This window comes from Halorubrum sp. T3 (genome assembly GCF_000296615.1).
Lineage (GTDB): Archaea > Halobacteriota > Halobacteria > Halobacteriales > Haloferacaceae > Halorubrum > Halorubrum ruber.
The window spans coordinates 1,252,440-1,271,097 of the sequence record NZ_JH815329.1; the positions used below are offsets into that span (position 1 = coordinate 1,252,440).

Below are 18,658 nucleotides of genomic sequence, written 5' to 3' on the forward strand. Positions count from 1 at the left end.
GCCTCAGCTCCGGAGTTCGTCCATGTGATCGATCCGGCGCTGAACGAGGTCCGCCTTCCCGATGTCGTGGCGGATGCGGACGCGGTCGCCCGCGGCCGCCAGCGCGTCCTCGGCCTGTTCCTCGGCCGCCGCGATGGAGTCGCCGCGGCCGACGACGGCGAACGCGCGCGACGTGGTCGTGTACAGGCGGCCGTCGCGCTCGTCGACGCTCGCGTAGTAGAGGAGCGCGTCGCCCGCGCTCTCCTCGTCGACCGCGATCTCGGCGCCCGCGTCCGGGTCGGTCGGGTAGCCGTCCGGCACCGTGTACTTACAGACGGTCGCCTCGCCCGAGAAGGAGAGCTCGGGGAGCGGCTCGCCGTCGCGGGCCGCGGCGAGCACGTCGACGAACGGCGTGTCGAGAACGGGCAGCGTGTTCATCGCCTCCGGGTCGCCGAATCGCGCGTTGAACTCGACGACCTTCGGCCCCTCGTCGGTGAGCATGAACTGGCCGTAGAGGACGCCCTTGTAGTCGGGGAGCGCGTCGACGACCGCCTCCAGCACGTCGACGGCGGCCTCGTAGTCGCCCTCGCGCATGAACGGCAGCGAGCGGCCCGTGTCGGAGTACGACCCCATCCCGCCGGTGTTCGGCCCCTCGTCGCCCTCGTAGGCGCGCTTGTGGTCCTGGACCGCGGGCGTCGTCCGCACGTCGCCGTTCGCGACGAACGCCTGGATCGTGAACTCCTCGCCGACGAGCCGCTCTTCGAGGACGACGCGGTCGTAGTCGGAGTCGCGGAGGTACGCCTTCGCCTCTTCCGCGGTCACCTGATCGCCGATCACCTTCACGCCCTTGCCGCCGGTGAGGCCGGCGGGCTTGACCGCGAGGTCGCCGTCGTACTCGTCGATGTACTCGCAGGCCGCCGCCATGTCGTCGAACACCGCGTAGTCGGGACAGCCCGGAATCGCGTGCTCCTCCATGAACTCGCGCTGGTACGCCTTGTCCGTCTCCAAGCGCGCCTCCTCGGCCCGCGGGCCGAACGCGTAGACGCCGGCGTCGTCGAGCGCGTCGGCGACTCCGGTCTCCAGCGCCGATTCGGGGCCGATGACCGCGAGGTCGGCGCCCACGTCGGTCGCGTACCCCGCGACTGCGCCAGCGTCGGTCTCGTCGATCTCCTCGAAGCCCTCGGCGAGTCGTCGGATCCCCGGGTTCCGGACGCTCGCGCAGGCGTACAGCGCGCAGTCGTCCGCCACGGCGCGGGCGATCGCGTGTTCGCGGCCGCCGCCCCCCACTAAGAGTACGGTCTCCGTCATGTCCGACGGATTCCCGCACGGTAGTGTAAACCTTACCCTCTGTTCGGTCCGAGATGTACATAATCGTGGCTATATTCGGGATCGAGCGCCGGCGCTCGTCCCGGTGCGGACGCCTTTTGCCCCGCCGGGCCGAATCGCGGGTATGTCACAGCCGACCGAGCGGAACCGCCTCGACGGGGAGGCGAGTCCCTACCTCCAACAGCACGCGGACAACCCCGTCAACTGGCAGCCGTGGGGCGACGAGGCGTTCGAGCGAGCGCGCGAACACGACGTGCCGGTGTTCGTCTCCATCGGCTACTCCTCGTGTCACTGGTGTCACGTCATGGCTGAGGAGAGCTTCGAGGACGAGTCGGTCGCGAGCGTCGTGAACGAGTCGTTCGTCCCGATCAAGGTCGACCGCGAGGAGCGCCCGGACGTCGACAGCACGTTCATGACCGTCTGCCAGCTGGTCACCGGCGGCGGCGGGTGGCCGCTCTCGGCGTGGTGTACGCCCGAGGGGAAGCCGTTCTACGTCGGGACCTACTTCCCGCCCGAGCCGCAGCAGAACCACCCCGGATTCCGCGGGCTCTGCGAGCGAATCGCCGACTCCTGGAGCGACCCCGAGCAGCGCGAGGAGATGAAGCGGCGCGCCGACCAGTGGGCCGAGAGCGCGCGCGACGAACTGGAGTCGGTGCCGACGCCGGACGCGGAGGACTTAGATGGAGAGGGGACCGACTCACCGTCCAGCGAGGACCTGCTCGACACGGCCGCCGCGGCCGCGCTCCGCGGCTACGACGAGGAGTACGGCGGCTTCGGGAGCGGCGGCGCGAAGTTCCCGATGCCCGGCCGGATCGACCTCCTCATGCGTGCGTACGCCGGTCGCGGCCGCGACGCGCTCCTGTCGGCCGCGACGGGGACGCTGGACGGAATGGCTAACGGCGGGATGTACGACCAGATCGGCGGCGGGTTCCACCGCTATGCGGTCGACCGCGAGTGGACGGTCCCCCACTTCGAGAAGATGCTGTACGACAACGCCGAGCTACCGATGGCCTACCTTGACGGCTACCGGCTCGCGGGCGACCCCGCCTACGCCCGGGTCGCAAGCGAGTCGCTCGCGTTCCTCGACCGCGAACTGCGCCACGACGACGGCGCGTTCTTCAGCACCCTCGACGCGCGGAGCCGGCCGCCCGAGAGCCGGCGAGGCGACGATAAGGGCGACGCCGACGACGACGAGGACGTCGAGGGCGCCTTCTACGTCTGGACCCCCGAGGAGGTCGACGCCGTCCTCGACGAGCCGGCGGCGTCGCTCGCGAAGGAGCGGTACGGGATCCGGTCCGGCGGCAACTTCGAGCGCGGCACGACCGTGCCGACGATAGCCGCGTCGGTCGAGGAACTGGCCGCGGACCGCGACCTGTCGCCCGAGGAAGTCCGAGAGATCCTGACCGAGGCCCGAACTGCGCTGTTCGACGCCCGGGAGACGCGGCCCCGGCCCGCCCGCGACGAGAAGGTGCTGGCCTCGTGGAACGGGCGAGCCATCTCCGCGTTCGCGCGGGCGGGAGACGCCCTCGGCGAAGAGTACGCCGACATCGCCCGCGAGGCGCTCGACTTCTGCCGCGAGCGGCTCTACGACGCCGACGCGGAGACCGGCGCACTTGCTCGTCGCTGGCTCGACGGCGACGTGCGCGGGCCGGGGTACCTCGACGACTACGCGTTCCTCGCGCGCGGCGCACTCGATGTCTACGCCGCGACAGGAGATCCGGAGCCGCTCGGGTTCGCTCTCGACCTGGCCGAGGACCTCGTCGACGAGTTCCACGACGTCGACGACGGGACGATCTACTTCACCCGCGACCTCGACAGCGAGGGGGCCGCGGAAGGCGGCGAGAGCGCCGGGGGCGCCGACACCGGCCCCCTCATCGCGCGACCGCAGGAGTTCACCGACCGGTCGACCCCGTCGAGCCTCGGGGTCGCGGCCGAGACGCTCGCGCTCCTCGACGGCTTCCGGACAGACGGGGAGTTGCGCGAGATCGCCCGGCGCGTCGTTCGCACGCACGCCGACCGGGTCCGCGGGAGCCCGCTGGAACACGCCTCGCTCGTGCGGGCCGCGGACGTCGTCGAGACCGGCGGCATCGAGGTGACGATCGCGGCCGACGAGGTACCGGACGAGTGGCGGGACACGCTCGGCGAGCGGTACCTGCCGGGCGCGCTGGTCGCCCCGCGCCCGGCCACGGAAGCCGGGCTCGACGAGTGGCTCGACGACCTCGGGATGACCGAGGCCCCGCCGATCTGGGCGGACCGCGGCGCGACCGACGGCGAGCCGACCGCGTACGTCTGCGAGGGGTTCACCTGCTCGCCGCCGCGGACCGACCTCGACGCGGCGCTGGAGTGGCTGGAGACGCGGGAGTCGTCGACGTAGCGACGGCGGCGCCTCGGATCGGAACATCCCGAGGTCCACCGGGGGCGACGGGTTAGCCACGCCGTAATTATATATCCCCGTCACCTCCCACCCTCCATGTACGATTTCGTCGTCGTGGGCGCGGGGCCGCCGGGCTCCCGGTTCGCGCGGCGCGCGGCCGAGGCCGGGCACGACGTCGTCGCCTTCGAGAAGGGGTCGGTCGGCGAGCCGCTCGCCTGCTCCGGGCACGTCTCCGACGACGTGTGGGAGTACGTCCCCGACGGCGCCCGCGACGAACTCCTCCAGAACCTCGTGTACGGCGCTCGCTTCCACGTCGGGGGTCCGGGCTCGCGGGCGTACCCGTTCTACAAGCGAGAGCCGGTGTCGAACGTGATCGACCGCGTCGGGCTCGACCGGACACTCGCGGACTGCGCGCGCGATGCCGGCGCCGACGTCCGAGAGGACCACACCGTCGTCGGCGTCGAGGAGCGATCCGACCGGGTCGTCGTCGACGTCAAGACGCCCGCGGGCGACGTGGAGCGGGTCGAGGCACGGATGGTCGCCGGCTGCGACGGGCCGACCTCGCGGGTGCGCCGCGCGCTCGACCTCCCGGAGCCGGACGAGCTGCTCCACGGGGTCCTCGGGTTCGACCCGGAGCCGGACGCGGGCGACTACGTCGACGTCCACCTCACCGCGCCGACGTTCTTCGCGTGGCGGATCCCCCGCGGCGACGCGGGCGTCGAGTACGGGTTAGCGGCGCCGCCGAGCGAGGACGTGTCGGGGATGTTCGACCGGCTCACGGACGCGTACGGCGCGACGACGGACCGGCGCTGCTCGGGCGCGATTCCGGTCGGCCCGCCGGCGCGGACGACGAGCGACCGCGGCTTCCTGATCGGCGACGCCGCCGCGCAGACCAAGCCGTTCACCGGCGGCGGCATCCTCTACGGGATGCGCGCGGCCGACGTTGCCGCGGCGGCGATCGACCCGCGCGACCCGGCGACGCTCGCCGACTACGAGTCCGGGTGGCGCGACGAGCTCGCCACGGAGATCCGGCTCGGGAAGGCGATCCGGCGGTGCTACTCGCTCCCGGAACCGGTCCAGCGGGTCGGACTGCGGGCGCTGTCGGGCGAGATCGGCGTCCACATGGACGAGCCGTCCTCGTTCTTCTCGCCGTCGAACCTGCGGGCGCTGTTCTCGCGGGGGGCCCCTCCGGAACAGAAAAGTCGCGGCGACTGAGGAACGCTGCGACCCCGGTCGGTCGCTACTCCTCGACGACGTTCGCGAACGAGACGTTCTCGCGGACGCTCGTGATCTCGACGGTCGGCTCCTCGCCGGGTTCGGCGTCCGGGACGATGACGACGTAGCCGCGCTCGATCTTCGCGATCCCGTCGCCCTTGTCGCCGAGCGTCTCGATCGTCACGTCGCGGACCTCCCCCTCCGAGACGGGCGGGTCGGGCTGGACGGCGCCGGCGGCACCCCGGGAGGTGGGTCGCTGGCCGTCGTCGGACGCGGTCTCGCCCGAGCTACCGCTCGCGTCCGGAACGGACGCGGCGTCGTCTCCGGCGCTCGACGCCGACTCCTCGTCACCCGATTCGGCACGGTCTAAGACGGCGATCCGATACGTCTCTCCGACGTCGACGCTTCCGTGTTCGATCTCCGAGGCGGGAACGGTGACGACGTAGTCGTCGCCGCGGGACTCCACCCGCCCCGTGTACAGACACGCGAGAGAATCAGTGATTTCGACCATGCCCGTTCCTTTCGCGCACGGGGATGAAAAGCCACCTGTTCGGGCGCCCGGCGTGCGAAGGTAAACATTTACCCTCTCCCGAAGGAATCACCGCGCATGAGCCGAAACTACGAGTCACTCCACGACCCGAATGCGGAGTACACGATGCGAGAGCTCTCCGCCGAGACGATGGGGACCACGGGGACGCGCGGCGGCGGCCGCGACGTCGAGATCACGGACGTGCAGACGACGATGGTCGACGGGAACTTCCCGTGGACGCTCGTCCGCGTGTACACCGACGCGGGCGTCGTCGGCACCGGCGAGGCGTACTGGGGCGCCGGCGTGCCCGAACTCATCGAGCGGATGAAGCCGTTCGTCGTCGGCGAGAACCCGCTCGACATCGACCGCCTCTACGAGCACCTGATCCAGAAGATGTCCGGCGAGGGCTCCGTCGAGGGCGTCACCGTCACGGCCATCTCCGGCATCGAGGTCGCGCTCCACGACCTCGCCGGGAAGATCCTCGACGTGCCCGCCTACCAGCTGCTCGGCGGGAAGTACCGGGACAAGATGCGCGTCTACTGCGACTGCCACACCGAGGACGAGGCGGACCCAGAGGCCTGCGCCGATGAGGCCGAGCGCGTCGTCGATGAGCTGGGCTACGACGCCCTGAAGTTCGACCTCGACGTGCCGAGCGGGTTCGAGAAGGACCGCGCGAACCGCCATCTCCGCCCCGGCGAGATCCGCCACAAGGCGGAGATCGTCGAGAAGGTCACCGAGCGCGTGAAGGACAAGGCCGACGTCTCCTTCGACTGCCACTGGACGTTCTCGGGCGGCTCCGCGAAGCGCCTCGCGGACGCCATCGAGGAGTACGACGTGTGGTGGCTCGAAGACCCCGTCCCGCCGGAGAACCTCGAAGTCCAGGAAGAGGTCACGAAGAACACGACCACGCCGATCACGGTCGGTGAGAACCGCTACCGCGTCACCGAGCTGCGCCGCCTCATCGAGAACCAGGCGGTCGACATCGTCGCGCCCGACCTGCCGAAGGTCGGCGGCATGCGCGAGACCCGCAAGATCGCGGACGTGGCGAACCAGTACTACGTCCCGGTCGCGATGCACAACGTCGCCTCGCCGATCGCGACGATGGCGGCGGCCCACGTCGGCACCTCGATCCCGAACTCGCTCGCGATCGAGTACCACTCCTACGAGCTCGGCTGGTGGGAGGACCTCGTCGAGGAGGACGTCATCGAGGACGGCTACATCGAGGTGCCGGAGGAGCCGGGCCTCGGCCTCACCCTCGACATGGACGCCGTCGAGGAGCACATGGTCGAGGGCGAGACGTTGTTCGACGAGGCGTAAGGCGAAGTCAAGCGCGGAAATCTCTGATTTATTAAAATAACCGTGAGTGACTTCGACGAGAGCTTATAAAATACAGGCGGTGGCGCGCCTGTGAGCGGCCGCCACCGGCGGCCGCGAGCCAGTCCGCGAGGGACGCGGTGAGCGCTCGCAGAGCGCGAACCGCGAGGCTGGGGAGGCCTGAGGTGCTGGGCGGCGCGGTGCGGGGCGGGACTCAAAGGGGCAGTCGCGAGGCGGGCGCAGGCGACGTAAGCACCGGAGGGAGTGAGCGAAGCGAACGACCGAGGAGCGCAGCGAGCGTGCGCCCGCCTCGCGACTGGGGCTTTGGCGGTCGTCATCCCCGCAGCCTCAACCGTTTATAAACAGCTGACGGAAACACCGAGATTCCACTTATAAACGGCCTCACGAGTGATCGATCAGCCAGGAGAGACACCCATCAATTCGCGCGGTTAGTCTGTCGCTCGATAGGTTTCGGTGAGTTCCAAGACGACCGCGCTAGCCAAGATCGCACCTCCGAAGGCAAGACCGGCTAACGTGACGGAGTTTCCGTATCCGAAAGCGCTCGCAGCCACAGCAACGACGAACATCCAGAAGCCAATTTGGACTGCGAGTGTTCGAGCCGAATGATCGATAATTTCTGAGGGCATGAGTACCAATCGTCCGCGTCAGGCTTTCTTCGCCACTTGATCGAGCCGAACCGCTCCTAGCCCCCGCCGGTCGAGCTCCGCTTCGATCTCCCGGGTTCTGGGCGCGATCTCGTCCGGTTCGTGGCTGTCGGTTCCGACGGTCACCTCGACGCCGGCGTCGACGAGGCGGTCGAGGAACGCGGGCGCCGGGTGGAACTCCCCGTAGTCGTCGAGCAGGCGTCCGGCGTTGATCTCCGGGACCGTCCGCGAACTTCGAAACGCGTCGGCGACCGCGGCGTAGTGGTCCTCGGTCGCGAACCCGCGGAGGTGCGGGTTGCGCTCGATCAGGTCCGGGTGCGCGGCGATCGCGAACTGCTCCGACTCGACCAGGGCGACCAGCTTCTCGAAGTAGCGGTCCACCAGCTCTCGCCGCTCTGTCTCGGGCTTGTCGGCGAAGTGCGAGCGCGTGTGGACGTTCGCGCCGTCGAGGTCGTGGACGCTGCCGACGGCGTAGTCGAAGCCGGCGTCGTCGAGGAACTCGGCGATCGCCGCCTCGTGAGCGGGGTCGTAGTCCATCTCGACGGCGTCGAACACGTCGACCGCGGCCTCCTCGCGGACCGCCTCGATGGCCTCGCGGCGCCGCTCGTACGTCATGTCGAGGTTGAACCCCAGCGCGCGCTTGTAGCGCCGCGCGCTCGGCTCCGGCGACACGTTACAGTGGTCGGCGAACCCGATTCCGTCGAGCCCGGCGTCCGCGGCCGCGTCGACCATCCAGCGCAGGAACGCCCCGTCCGAGTAGTTCGTGTGGGCGTGGTAGTCGTACACGGTGGCCGTTCGTCACGGTCCGACTCGAAGGTTCGGGTCGCACGGAACGCGTTCGCACGCGAGACCCAGTCCCGCCACGCCGCGATCGAACCCCCGGCACGCCGCGATCGAACCAGCAACATGATCCGCGAAACTCGTTGAAAGTTCATTTAGAAAATTTTTTCTCGCTGATGATTGGTTTATCATACCATGGGTACTACTGGCAAGATACGCTGTCGCGTCGTGGACGGCGACGACCGGCCGCTGGCGGGTCGGGTCGTGGTCGGCGAGCGGCGGGGCGGCGACGGGGACCGGATCGGCTACTGGACGACCGGCGACGACGGGGGGTTCGTCCTCGATGCGGACGGCGGCGTCGACGTGGACGACGTCTCGTTCACGGTTCGGAACCCCGCCGGCGGGGGCGACGAGGAGTCGGTCCGACGGCGAGACCGGCCGGACGGAGACGAGGCGGCGCTTCGCCTGACGGTGAACGCGCACAACGTCGCGATCCACGGCGGGACCGAACACCGGGGGATGAACGACGCGGCGTGTACCGCCGCCGGGCCGGTCAGGAGCCACCGGTTCCACACGCAGTTCCCGGGGCTCGATCCGTACGAGCGCGACGAGGACCTGCTCCGGACGCTCGGCGGCGCCGACGGCGAGGCGGACGCGCCGATGATGGAGTCCCCGGACGACCCGGTCGGCGACGCCGAGACGCCCGCCGGCTACGGCATCTTCGGCCAGTTCGTCGACCACGACGTCACGTTCGACCCGACCTCGGACATCGACCGACGGAACGACCCGGCCGCGTTGCGGAACTTCCGGACGCCGGCGCTCGACCTCGACTCCCTGTACCGGACGAACGCCGAGGCGGCGCCGTTCCTCTACGACCACGAGACGAACGAGCGCAAGCTGCTCACCGGCGAGGCGGCCGCGCCCGACGCCGAGGACGGCGGCGGCCTCTCGGGGCTCCCGGGGACCGACCTCCAGCGGAACGAGCAGGGGGTGGCGCTGATCGGTGACCCGCGCAACGACGAGAACGTCGTCGTCTCGCAGCTTCAGCTCGCGTTCGTCAACTTCCACAACCGCGTCGTCGACCACCTGCGCGGCCCGGGCTCCGACCTTGTCGAAGGGGGCGAGTCCGTCCTCGAAGCGGCCCAGCGGCTCGTCAGGTGGCACTACCAGTGGGTCGTGCGACACGACTTCCTGCCGCGGATCTGCGACCGATACGTCCTCGACGACATCGAGGAGCGCGGCCGACAGCACTTCGTCCCGCCGGGGCGAACGCCGGCGATTCCCGTCGAGTTCGGTGGCGCCGCCTACCGCTTCGGCCACAGCATGATCCGGCACGCGTTCGACGTCAACGACGAGGTCGGCGAGGTGCCGCTGTTTCCGACCGGGGCCGGGGACGGCCGGAACCTCCGCGGCGGCCGTCCCGTCCCGAGCGACCTCGTCGTCGACTGGTCACGCCTGCTGGACACCGGCGACGGCGACTACCAGCCGGCGCGGAAGACGGAGCCGCTCCTCGCGCCGACGCTGTTCGACCTGCCCATCTCCGGCGACTCCTCGCTCGCCGTCCGGAACCTCCGTCGCGCGAAGGCGCTCGGGATCCCCTCCGGCCAGGACGTCGCCGCGCGGATGGGGTACGACCCGATCCGCAACGAGGCGTTCGGCGAGGACTCGCCGATCATGAAGACGCTGCGAGCGCACGACCGCGGCGCCGACCCCGACTCGCCGCTGTGGTACTACGTGCTCGCGGAGGCCGAGCACCAGCAGGACGGCGAGCGCCTCGGCGCGGTCGGCAGCCGGATCGTCGCTGAGACGCTGATCGGCCTGATCGAGGCCGACGAGACGGCGTACCCGAACGCCGCGCCCGACGACTGGGAGCCGAGCCTCCCGCAGCCAACCCCGACCGAGAGGTACACGCTCGCCGATATCACCGAGTTCGCGGCGGAGGCGAACCCCGACGGCCTCGTGATCCACGCCGTCGACGCCGGGCCGGGGAGCGGCGTCGGCGACGGGTCGGGCGGCCCACTTGACGAGTCGGTGACGCTGCGCAACGCCGCGGACGACCCGATCGACCTGACCGGCTACGTCATCGATCTCGACGGCCAGCGCGACGAGCTCCCCGGCGCGACGCTCGGCCCGGACGAGACCCTCACCGTTCACGTCGGATCGGGCACGGACACCGCGACCGACCACTACCTCGGCCGCGGTGCGCCGGCTCTCGACGACGAGGGGGAGGTCGTCACCGTGTACGGCCCCGGCGGCGAGCGGACGACGCGGCGACGGTACGTCGGCTGACCGGAGGGACTCACCGCCCCTCGCCGACGAGCGCGTTCACCGAGATGACGAGGAACGCGAGCCCGGACATGCCGGCGATGACGGCGAAGGACGCGGCCCAGCCGAACAGGTCCGCGACGAGGCCGACGCCGACCGAGCCCGCGGAGCCGATGACCGTGTAGACGGTCCGGATCAGCCCGAAGCCTGCGCCGCGCTCCGCGTCGCCGAGCGCGTCCATGAAGCGCGGGTCGATCGCCGAAAAGAACGAGGAGCCGAGGCCGGCGAGGAACACGGCGACCCCGAGGCCGGCGAGCGTCGGGAGCGCCGGCAGCCCGACCGCGGCCGGGAGTTCGACGAGGTCGGGGAGCGCGACCAACCCTCCGAGGCCGAGCGCGCCGCCGAGAAGGGCGACGGCGATGCTCGCGTCGCGGCCCAGCCGGTCGGAGAGCCGGCCGAGCCCGACCTGCGCGCCGGCGCGGACGACGAAGAACGCGGAGAAGACGCCGCCGGCGAACGCGGGCGAGTACCCGCGGAGCTCGACGAGGAACGTCGGCAGGAAGGAGATGACGCCCTGCGCGACGTACGTCCCGAGCGTCGCGACCGCGAGCGGGACGAGGACTTCGCGCCGCCCGATCAGTTCGAGCAGCGGCGCGAGCCGGAGCCGCTCCGCCATCGACTGGTCCGGGCGCCGCGGCTCGGTCGGCCGGACTCGCCGCGCGAACAAGACGAAGATGGGGACGCCGACGAGCGCGGCCAGCGCGACGCCCGGGCGCCAGCCGTAGCGGACGCCGACCCAGGTCGCGGCGACCGGCGCGACGAGACCCGCCAGCGGACCGCCGAGCGAGTGGATCCCGACGGCGGTGCCGAGGTCGTCGAACGTCCGCGAGAGCAGCGTGGTCGCCACCGCGTAGTGGAGCCCCGCCGCGAGCCCGAGAAGCACCGCCGCCAGCACGAACGCGGGGAACACGGGCACGACGGCGAGCAGGAGGCTCATCGCAGTGGTCCCGCCGACCGCGACAAGGATGACGCGGCGCTCGCCGAACCGGTCCGCTAAGATTCCGCTCGGGAACTGCGAGAGCCCGTAGGCGAACCACATCCCGGAGAGCGCGACGCCGACCGCCGTGTTCGAGACCTCGAAGTCGTCGATGATCAGGGGGACCACCGGGCTGATCGCCAGCCGGGCGAAGTACGTCACGAAGAAGGCGAGCATACACAGCGTCAACACCGTGTGGCGGTAGCGCCAGTTCACGCCGACCGCCGCCCCCGCGCCGCCTGGTCCGGTCGATTCACTGCTGAGGGGCTCCGAGCGCTCGTGGCGTCGACTCCGCGGTTCACGTCTCGTCTCGGTCCTCTCGTGCGACCCGTATAAACCGTCCTCTCGCGGCGATCGGTCGGGGTGTTCACTTTCGGTCCGCGGTTCGCTCCGCCTCTGCGGTTTGCTCCCGCTCCGACAACCGCTCCGCGATCGCCGCGCCGGCGGTCCGCGGGTCGGCCTCGCGCACCGTCACCGGGTCGCCGACGGCGACGCGGCCCGGCTCAACCACGTCACAGCAGAGGCCGCCGCGGTTGCGGAGCGCCGACGCGAGCCCGTCCTCGCCGGCGAGTTCCTCGACGTGCGCGCAGGGGGGCCGACGCCGGGTCGGTCGCAGGAGGGCGTCGCCGACCGCGACGGTCGCGTCGAGGAGCGCGTCCATCTCGGCGCCGAACCCATCGACAACGACGTTCCGGCGGTGACGGCCGTCGCGCACGTCGATGCCGGTCTCCTCGCGGACGGCGGCGACCGCCTCCGCCGCGACGAGGGTGACCGCGCAGGCGTCGAGCTGGAAGTGGCCGTCGCCGCTGCGGTAGCGGTCGCCTTCGACGCCGTCGGGGCGGATCTCGACCGCGTCGCGGCGGACGGGCGGGGCGCCGCTCTCGGGCGCCGTGACGAGCGCGTCGACCGCGCCGCTTGGTCCGGTCGACTCCGCGGTCACTCGTCGAAGGTGCCCGCGGTCAGGTAGCGCTCGCCGCTGTCCCAGAAGACGGTGACAACGAGCGGTTCCTCGCCGGCGAACTCGCCGCTCTCGCGGAGTTCCGCCGCGACGTCCTTCGCGGCGAGGTTCGAGGCGCCGGACGACTGACCGACTAAGATCCCCTCCTCGCGGGCGAGGCGGCGGCACTCGGCCTCGGCGGCGTCGAGCTCGACGGTGTGGATCTCGTCGATCAGGTCGACGTCGAGGTTCGGCGCGACGAACCCCGGTCCCATCCCCTGGAAGTCGTCGACGCTGGGCTCGCCGCCCGAGAGGACGGCGTTGTCGGCGGGCTCGACCGCGTCGATCCGGACGTCCGGGAACGCCTCGCGCAGGCTGCGGCCGATCCCGGAGAGCGTGCCGCCGGTGCCGACGCCGGCCACGAGGGCGTCGACGGTGCGGTCACCGACCTGATCGAGGATCTCGGGCCCCGTCGTCTCGTAGTGGGCGCGCGGGTTCGCGGGGTTCTCGAACTGGCGAAGCTGGACGGTGTTCGGGTCTTCTTCGAGTTCGTCCGCTCGCTCCTTCGCGTCCGAGATGTCGCCGTCGACGAGCTCGACGGTCGCGCCGTACGCCTTCATCAGGCGGCGGCGCTCGATCGACTTCCCCTCCGGGATGACCAGCGTGACGTCGTAGCCGCGCGTCGCGCCGACCATCGCGAGGCCGATCCCGGTGTTGCCGGAGGTCGGCTCGACGATGCGGTCACCCGGCTCGATCTCGCCCGCCTCCTCCGCGGCCTCGACCATGTACAGCGCGGGGCGGTCCTTCGCCGAGCCGCCCGGGTTGCGCGACTCAACCTTCGCCGCCACCGTCGTCCCCGTGGGCGCGTCGACCCGCACCAGCGGCGAGCCGAGCGTCGACAGGATGTCGTCGTCCATTACCCGAACGGAGGCGGTCGCGACTCAAAGGCCCCGCGGACTCCGGCAATCGATGTCGACCGCTGTGGCGGAATCCGTTTATAAAATATCGCCTCGCGATCGAGTTCGCTTATAAATAATGGGTGAAATCCGAGGCAGACGCGGTGGCGCGCGCCTCCGAGTGGCCGCCCTCGGCGGCCACGAGGAGCGCGTGCGAGGGAGTCAGCCGGCCGGAGCGAAGCGGAGGCCGGCTGACGAGGCTGGGGAGGTGTGAGGCTGTGGTGCTGTGCGGTGCGGGGCGGGACTCGAAGGGGCAGCCGCGAGGCGAACGCAGGCGAAGGCAGGACCGCAGCGAGTGAGCGGAGCGAACGAGCGAGGACCGCCCCGAGCGTGTGTTCGCCTCGCGGCTGGGGCTTCGGTGGTGTTTGTCTCGATCGGCTATTTATAAGCGCCAGCACCGTACGGCCGAGCGTCTGGGCCTTCGGGGGCGTTCCTATCGCGACCGACCGGAACCTCGTCTTGCCACCGACGCGCCGTTTAGGTGCCTCGACGACCTACGCAGCCCCATGACGCTCGAAACCCTCGCGCCCGCCGCCGACGTCGACGCGGACGCGTTCGACGACTCGGTCCTCGCGGCGCTCGGAGCCGACGACTACGTATTTAAAGTGTGGGGCGGCGACTGGTGCGGCGACTGCCAGCGCCAGCTCCCCGAGTTCGGCGCCGCGCTCGCGGCCGCCGGCGTCCCGGACGACCGGATCGAGGCGTACCCGGTGACGAAGGGGCCGGAGGGGAAGGAGGGCGAATTAGTCGAGGCGTACGGGATCGAACTGATCCCGACTGTCGTCGTCGAGACTGCGGACGGCGAGGAGCTCGCGCGGTTCGTCGAGGAGGAAGCCGTCTCCATCGCGGAGTACCTGGCCGATCAGCTCGCGGACGTCGAAGCGACCGCCTGAATCGACTGCCGCCGCTCAGTCGTCGCTCGCGTTCACGTCGAACGCGTAGTAGAGTACGGTCATCGTAACGCCCATCGTGACCGCCTGAACCGTCGTGGTCGTGTCGAGAAGGACGCCGACCGCGAGGACCGACGCCGTCACTATCACGCCGGTGAGGAGGGCGTATCTGAGCCGAGAGAGCCCGCGCGCCCAGTCGTCGAGCCGGCGGTACAGCTGTCGGGGACCTGCCATGGGCGGCCGTCTCCCGCGCGAGGCAAGTGCCTTCGGGTCCGCGCGTCGCGGGCGGAGCCGTGACCGATCGCTCAAGTCGGTCCGGCGTCCACGCGACGTATGGCACGTGTCACGGTCTGGAACGAGTACCGACACGAGCGCGAGAGCGACGTCGTCGCCGACGTCTACCCCGACGGGATCCACGCCGTCGTCGCCGACGCGCTGGAGGAGGGCGGCCACGAGGTCCGCACCGCGACGCTCGACGAGGGGCCGGAGCACGGGCTCACTGAGGAAGTCCTCGACGACACCGACGTGCTCGTCTGGTGGGGCCACGCCGCCCACGACGAGGTCCGCGACGAAGTCGTCGACCGGGTCCACGAGCGCGTCCTCGACGGCACCGGCCTCATCGTCCTCCACTCCGCGCACTACTCGAAGATTTTTAAGCGATTGATGGGAACCAGCTGCTCGCTGAAGTGGCGCGAGGCCGCCGAGCGCGAGCGCCTGTGGACGATCGAGCCGAGCCACCCGATCGCGGACGGGATCGGCGAGCGGATCGAGCTGGACGAGACCGAGATGTACGGCGAGCGGTTCGACATCCCCGCGCCCGACACCCTCGTCTTCACCTCCTGGTTCGAGGGCGGCGAGACGTTCCGCTCCGGCTGCTGTTACCGCCGCGGGAACGGGAAGGTGTTCTACTTCCGCCCGGGCCACGAGACGTACCCGATCTACTACGACGAGGACGTGCGGCAGGTCCTCCGGAACGCGGTCGACTGGGCGGAGCCGGGCGACGGGCCCGAACCCGAATTCGGCAACGCCGACCCGATCGAGGAGATCGACGCGAGCGACGACCGGACGGTTCACTGATTGGAGTTAGCGGTGTGCGGGGTATCTGACCACGGAATTCCGGTGAAACCCTCCGACGCCCCTGACATCAGTTTATAAATGATTGACCGGAGATCGGCGGCGACCACCTCCAAAGCCCCAGCCGCTTACTTATAAATAGCTCACTACGGATCGGCGGCGACCACCTCCAAAGCCCCAGCCGTGAGGCCGCAGTACGCTCGTTGCGCTCCTCGCTCGCTCCGCTCGCTGCGGTGCTTACGTCGCCTACTGCGGCCTCACGGCTGCCCCTTTGAGTCCCGCCCCGCACCGCACGGCATCGCGCCTCACGCCTCCCCAGCCTCGTCAGTCGCCTCCGCTTCGCTCCGGCGACTGACTCCCTCGCGCGTGCTCCTCACGCCCTGCGGGCGTTCGGAGGCACGCGCCACCGCCCCATTTATAAGCAACTGTCTCCGCCACTTACTCCGTTTTAAATATCGTATCGCTGTCGCTGGACTGATTCCGACTGCTTGAAGAAACCGACGAGCCGGCGGCTCAGCAGTGTAGAGCGACCGCCGCTACGGCGCGGACGTTGAAAGGCGGCCGCCTCACGCGAACGCGAGACGACCGGTTGTGTCGCACGCCGGCGGCCGGTCACGTGTGTCTCGACCGCGGCCACTGATAAACCCTCGTTCACGAGACCGCGAGCGAACGGCCGACGCGTCCCGTCAGTCCGGCCGGTGGACCTCGCCGTCGCGCGAGTCGGCGTCCTTCCGGCGGAGCGCGGCGGCCGCGTTGTTCGCGTCGTAGCCGAAGAACACGTCCTTCGCGTACGTCTCGGCCACCTCGGTCGCGTGGATCAGGTCGTCGACGTCGACCTCGACCGCGTACAGCTCCAGCGAGAACGGCGTCTCCGGCGGCGCACCGTGGAGGTCGTAGTCGCCGCCGAGCCGCGAGCGGAACCCGCGAGCGATGGTCTCCAGCCAGTAGGTCGTGCTGTACTCCGTGTCGTACAGCGGGACGACGAACTCGTCGACGTGCTCGGCGAGCCGGTCGATGTCGAGCCCGGCGCGCTCGTAGAGGTGGTCCGGATACGGGTCGGGGTATAACGTGAGCAGGAGCCGTCCGGGGACAAGCTCGGCCGCCTCGGCCACGAACTCGGTGATGATGTCCGCGCGCCAGTCGGCGAAGTCGTCGCGGTCGCTCTCGGCGAACAGGCGCTCGCAGCGGTCGCAGTGACAGAACCCCTCACGGGGGAACCCGACGTCGTCGAGGCGGACGTCGTCGTTCTCGGCCGCGCAGTCCGCGATAATCTCCAGTAAGCCCTCGCGGTACTCCGGGTGCGTCGGGCAGATGTACGCCCAGTCGAAGTACTCGCGGTCGCGAGTCGCCGGCTCGCCGCGCTCGTCGACGGGAACGAGGTCGTCGTCCTCGCTCGCGGCCGCGTTGTCGCCGAAACACGACACCATGTTCACGGCGTTCGGCAGCGGCTCGGCGGACCGCCCCGTGACGTCTTTCACCTCGTAGAAGCCGAGGTCGAACGGCTCCATCGCGACCTCGTCGGCGTTGCGCGTGACGACCCCGTACATGGGGCCGGATACGGGACTGGTCGGTAAAAACGGACGGTATCGCAGCGATCGGCCGCAGGCGCGGTCGACGCGCGATGCGGGTCTCGTGCGATTCGGTTCGACGCGCGATTCCCTTCGCGGAGGGCGCGAACGCGGCTGCGCGGCGTTACTCGACTTCGACGGGCTGCTTGTCGCCGGCGAAGAGGAAGTACGCGAGCGCGACGAGCGACAGCACGAGGACGAGCTTGGCTTTCTTGCTCATACTAGACGCGTCGGGCGGCGGGCGCTAAAATCTACCGGAGGGAGACTCGCGAGGGTATCCCACACCGAACGCGAGCCGACGCTTCAAACGTCGATGTGGTCGGCGATGTCCGCCCGGAGGATCGTCGAGCAGTAGTCGCAGCGGACGCCGTCGGCCACGACGTCGAATCGGGTCTCGATTGGCTCGTCGGCGTTGGTGATACAGTTGCGGTTCGGACAGGAGAGCACGCCCGTTACGCCGTCGGGGCGGGTGACGCGGTTCTTCTCGACGACCTCGAAGTCGCGGACGATGTTGATCGTCGCCTCGGGCGCGATGAGCGAGAGCACGTCGACCTCCGACTGCGACAGCTCCCGGTCTTCGACCTTCACGATGTCCTTGCGGCCGAGCCGGTCGGAGGGGACGTTCATCCCGACTGAGACGCCGAACCCCTCGGAGCCGTCGATGCCGAGGATTGCGAGGACGTTCAGCGCCTGCCCGGCCTCGACGTGGTCGATGACGGTGCCGTCGCGGATCTTCGAGACGCGCAGCTCGTGGTCGCTCATCGGTCCACCTCCGTCCCCTCGTCGCCGTCCGGATTCGCGTTCTCCAAGAGGGTGTCGAGCAGCGCCATCCGCACCGGGATCCCGTTGTGCGCCTGCTCGAAGTAGCGCGCGTGCTCGGTCTCGTCGACGTCGGGCGCGATTTCGTCGACGCGCGGGAGCGGGTGCATCACGGTGAGGTCGTCGGCGGCGGCGTCGAGCGTCTCGGCGTCGATCCGGTACTCGCCGGCGACGCGGTGGTACTCGTTCTCGTCGGGGAACCGCTCCTTCTGGATCCGGGTGACGTACAGCACGTCGAGCTCGTCGAGGACCGGGTCGAGCTCCTCGTGTTCGCGGATCTGCGCGCCCGTCTCGTGGAGGTCGAAGCGCACGGAGCGGGGGAGCCGCAGCGACTCGGGGCTGATGAAGTGCTGGTTGGCGTCGAACTCCGTCAGCGCGGCCGCCAGCGAGTGGACCGTCCGCCCGTACTTCAGGTCTCCCATGATCCCGATGGTGAGGTCGTCGAGCCCATGGTCCTCGCGGATCGTGTGGAGGTCGAGCAGCGTCTGGGAGGGGTGTTGCCCGGCGCCGTCGCCCGCGTTGACGACCGGGACGTCGACGCGCTCGCCGGCGAGCGTCGCGGCGCCCTCGCTGGGGTGGCGCAGGACGAGGGCGTCGGCGTACCCCTCGATGACGCGGACGGTGTCGGACAGCGACTCCCCCTTCGAGACGGACGAGGAGTCGACGTCGCCCATGTCGATGGTGTTCATCCCGAGGCGCTTGGCCGCGCTGTCGAAGCTCATCCGGGTGCGCGTGCTGGGCTCGAAGAAGCACAGCGCGAGCACGCGCCCGGCGTGCCGGTCCGCGTAGGCGGCGGGGTCGTCGGCGACCGCTCGGGCCCGGTCGAGCACGGCCTCGATGTCATCCCGCGAGAGCTGGGTCGCGGTGATGAGGTGGTCCTGTCGCATCGTCTGAGATGGGATTCGGCAGTATCTTGAATCCCTCGGCTCGG

General features: G+C 70.1%; 16 protein-coding genes. 6 read left to right on the forward strand and 10 right to left on the reverse strand.

The window, feature by feature from the left end:
- Window positions 1-3: 3 nt before the first annotated feature.
- Window positions 4-1,287: a phosphoribosylamine--glycine ligase gene (gene purD / locus B378_RS0108380; protein ID WP_017343357.1), complete on the reverse strand. Its 1,284-nt coding sequence runs from the start codon at window positions 1,285-1,287 to the stop codon at window positions 4-6.
- A gap of 142 nt (window positions 1,288-1,429) precedes the next feature.
- Here purD and B378_RS0108385 point away from each other — a divergent pair, with 142 nt between their 5' ends.
- The gene (locus B378_RS0108385; RefSeq protein WP_017343358.1) at window positions 1,430-3,679 is read left to right on the forward strand and encodes a thioredoxin domain-containing protein; all 2,250 of its coding nucleotides are present in this window, start codon (window positions 1,430-1,432) and stop codon (window positions 3,677-3,679) included.
- Window positions 3,680-3,775: 96 nt separating this feature from the next.
- Window positions 3,776-4,894 carry a geranylgeranyl reductase family protein gene (locus B378_RS0108390; RefSeq protein ID WP_017343359.1) on the forward strand — a complete coding sequence of 373 codons (1,119 nt, stop codon included), beginning with the start codon at window positions 3,776-3,778 and terminating at the stop codon, window positions 4,892-4,894.
- Window positions 4,895-4,919: 25 nt separating this feature from the next.
- Here the strand turns inward: B378_RS0108390 and B378_RS0108395 are convergent, their stop codons facing one another.
- On the reverse strand, window positions 4,920-5,405 hold the full coding sequence (locus B378_RS0108395; protein ID WP_017343360.1) for a TRAM domain-containing protein: 486 nt from the start codon (window positions 5,403-5,405) through the stop codon (window positions 4,920-4,922).
- Window positions 5,406-5,501: 96 nt separating this feature from the next.
- Between B378_RS0108395 and B378_RS0108400 the strand changes: the two genes are divergently transcribed.
- Window positions 5,502-6,740, forward strand: coding sequence for a mandelate racemase/muconate lactonizing enzyme family protein (locus B378_RS0108400; protein WP_017343361.1), 1,239 nt, complete (start codon window positions 5,502-5,504; stop codon window positions 6,738-6,740).
- A gap of 662 nt (window positions 6,741-7,402) precedes the next feature.
- Here B378_RS0108400 and B378_RS0108405 read toward each other — a convergent pair.
- Window positions 7,403-8,188 (reverse strand): PHP domain-containing protein, encoded by a 786-nt coding sequence (locus B378_RS0108405; protein ID WP_017343362.1) that lies wholly within the window; start codon window positions 8,186-8,188, stop codon window positions 7,403-7,405.
- Window positions 8,189-8,410: 222 nt separating this feature from the next.
- Here B378_RS0108405 and B378_RS0108410 point away from each other — a divergent pair, with 222 nt between their 5' ends.
- Entirely contained in the window at window positions 8,411-10,471 is a 2,061-nt protein-coding gene (locus B378_RS0108410) for a peroxidase family protein (RefSeq protein WP_017343363.1), read from the forward strand.
- Window positions 10,472-10,481: 10 nt separating this feature from the next.
- On the opposite strand, the gene B378_RS0108415 is transcribed toward B378_RS0108410, so the two are convergent.
- The 3 genes from B378_RS0108415 to B378_RS0108425 all read right to left on the reverse strand — a co-directional run bounded on the left by B378_RS0108415 (window position 10,482) and on the right by B378_RS0108425 (window position 13,337).
- Window positions 10,482-11,699, reverse strand: coding sequence for an MFS transporter (locus tag B378_RS0108415; protein ID WP_026046228.1), 1,218 nt, complete (start codon window positions 11,697-11,699; stop codon window positions 10,482-10,484).
- A 151-nt stretch (window positions 11,700-11,850) separates the two neighbouring features.
- Window positions 11,851-12,423 carry an MOSC domain-containing protein gene (locus tag B378_RS15840; protein WP_017343365.1) on the reverse strand — a complete coding sequence of 191 codons (573 nt, stop codon included), beginning with the start codon at window positions 12,421-12,423 and terminating at the stop codon, window positions 11,851-11,853.
- Window positions 12,420-13,337, reverse strand: a complete 918-nt coding sequence (locus B378_RS0108425) for a PLP-dependent cysteine synthase family protein (RefSeq protein ID WP_017343366.1) — start codon at window positions 13,335-13,337, stop codon at window positions 12,420-12,422. The genes B378_RS15840 and B378_RS0108425 overlap by 4 nt, the downstream gene beginning before the upstream one ends.
- Before the next feature lie 545 nt (window positions 13,338-13,882).
- Between B378_RS0108425 and B378_RS0108430 the strand changes: the two genes are divergently transcribed.
- Window positions 13,883-14,269 (forward strand): thioredoxin, encoded by a 387-nt coding sequence (locus tag B378_RS0108430; protein ID WP_017343367.1) that lies wholly within the window; start codon window positions 13,883-13,885, stop codon window positions 14,267-14,269.
- Window positions 14,270-14,284: 15 nt separating this feature from the next.
- Here the strand turns inward: B378_RS0108430 and B378_RS0108435 are convergent, their stop codons facing one another.
- Window positions 14,285-14,500 carry a hypothetical protein gene (locus tag B378_RS0108435; RefSeq protein WP_017343368.1) on the reverse strand — a complete coding sequence of 72 codons (216 nt, stop codon included), beginning with the start codon at window positions 14,498-14,500 and terminating at the stop codon, window positions 14,285-14,287.
- A 99-nt stretch (window positions 14,501-14,599) separates the two neighbouring features.
- Here B378_RS0108435 and B378_RS0108440 point away from each other — a divergent pair, with 99 nt between their 5' ends.
- A complete protein-coding gene (locus tag B378_RS0108440; protein ID WP_017343369.1) occupies window positions 14,600-15,343 on the forward strand; it encodes a ThuA domain-containing protein in 744 nt (247 codons plus the stop codon).
- Between the two features lie 683 nt (window positions 15,344-16,026).
- On the opposite strand, the gene B378_RS0108445 is transcribed toward B378_RS0108440, so the two are convergent.
- From B378_RS0108445 to pyrB, 3 genes are all read right to left on the reverse strand, one after another.
- A complete protein-coding gene (locus tag B378_RS0108445; protein ID WP_017343370.1) occupies window positions 16,027-16,887 on the reverse strand; it encodes a hypothetical protein in 861 nt (286 codons plus the stop codon).
- 324 nt (window positions 16,888-17,211) lie between these two features.
- On the reverse strand, window positions 17,212-17,670 hold the full coding sequence (gene pyrI, locus B378_RS0108455; RefSeq protein WP_017343372.1) for an aspartate carbamoyltransferase regulatory subunit: 459 nt from the start codon (window positions 17,668-17,670) through the stop codon (window positions 17,212-17,214).
- Window positions 17,667-18,614, reverse strand: a complete 948-nt coding sequence (gene pyrB / locus B378_RS0108460; protein ID WP_004595635.1) for an aspartate carbamoyltransferase — start codon at window positions 18,612-18,614, stop codon at window positions 17,667-17,669. Before pyrB ends, pyrI begins: the two co-directional genes overlap by 4 nt.
- Between the last annotated feature and the right edge of the window lie 44 nt (window positions 18,615-18,658).